This window comes from Corynebacterium sp. p3-SID1194 (assembly GCF_025144155.1).
Classification (GTDB): domain Bacteria; phylum Actinomycetota; class Actinomycetes; order Mycobacteriales; family Mycobacteriaceae; genus Corynebacterium.
Genome location: NZ_JALXWY010000044.1, coordinates 1 through 835, shown reverse-complemented (window position 1 = coordinate 835; position 835 = coordinate 1). Strand labels below are relative to the sequence as shown.

At 56.3% G+C, this 835-nt stretch carries 1 protein-coding gene and 1 pseudogene; both read right to left on the bottom strand.

What is annotated here, in order from left to right; all coding sequences use genetic code 11:
* Positions 1 to 21: 21 nt before the first annotated feature.
* Positions 22 to 273 carry a helix-turn-helix transcriptional regulator gene (locus tag M3G19_RS11810; RefSeq protein ID WP_259902794.1) on the bottom strand — a complete coding sequence of 84 codons (252 nt, stop codon included), beginning with the start codon at positions 271 to 273 and terminating at the stop codon, positions 22 to 24.
* A gap of 108 nt (positions 274 to 381) precedes the next feature.
* Positions 382 to 691 (bottom strand): annotated as a pseudogene (locus tag M3G19_RS11805) (type II toxin-antitoxin system RelE/ParE family toxin).
* Positions 692 to 835: the final 144 nt, after the last annotated feature.

The following is an 835-nucleotide window of genomic DNA, read 5'->3' as shown; positions in this document are numbered from 1 at the left end:
ACGTTCAGGGGAGTGAAGCGCTTAGGAAGCGTTCGTGTTGAAGTCGAGCGGAACGCGGGTGCCGTCGGCGCGTATGACGTAGAGTTCCAGATCGGCGTTCAACGCTTGGAGGTATTTCTGCAGCGTTTCTACCCGGGCTGACGAGATGTTGCCGTGCTCGATTTGAGAAATTCGGTTTTGGCCAACCCCGATTTTTCCGGCGAGGGAAACTTGGGTCACCCCGAGTTCTTCGCGGAGTGCGCGGAGGCGGTAGAGCTGAGTGTCCCGGTGCATTTCGGCCTTGATTCGCTCGATGTTCTCGCGGTTGCCGGGGCGCTTGGTTCGCCGCTGATCAAGGGTTGTCATTGTTTGCTCCTGCTTGTCGTGGTTTGGTGCTTAAGGTCAAAGTTTCCGGTGGTGGGCGTCAAAACGGTCGTCTGCTATCGGGACATTCTTTCGGTACCACTTATTCCAGCTTCCAGTTTTATCGCCCGCCAGAAGTGTGATCGCAACGCGTTTCGGATCGAAAGCGAAGAGGATTCGGATGTTGCCGCCGCGGGGCCGAAGCTCTTTCATGTTCGAATGGCGCGACTGATGAACGGAATCCACAAATGGGCGGCCGCAGCCCGGTCCTAATTCCTCCAGGAACTCGAGGGCGGGCAAGCACGTTGTCGTAATCGTCGTCGGAGAGTTGATCGAGCCATTCTTCGATATGGGTCGTGTCGACTATCCATCGGTCCACGAAGTCAGTGTATCAGTTAAGGGTGATATTCGTGGGGACGTTTCTCATCATGCGAACGCAAAGTGGGGCCACGCTACCGTGGCCCCACTGCGGAATGGTTCTGGCTGAACGTTA

Bases quoted from the DNA above. Each gene is read 5' to 3' on its own strand.
- M3G19_RS11810 (WP_259902794.1), bottom strand. From the start codon at position 273: ATGCACCGGGACACTCAGCTCTACCGCCTCCGCGCACTCCGCGAAGAA.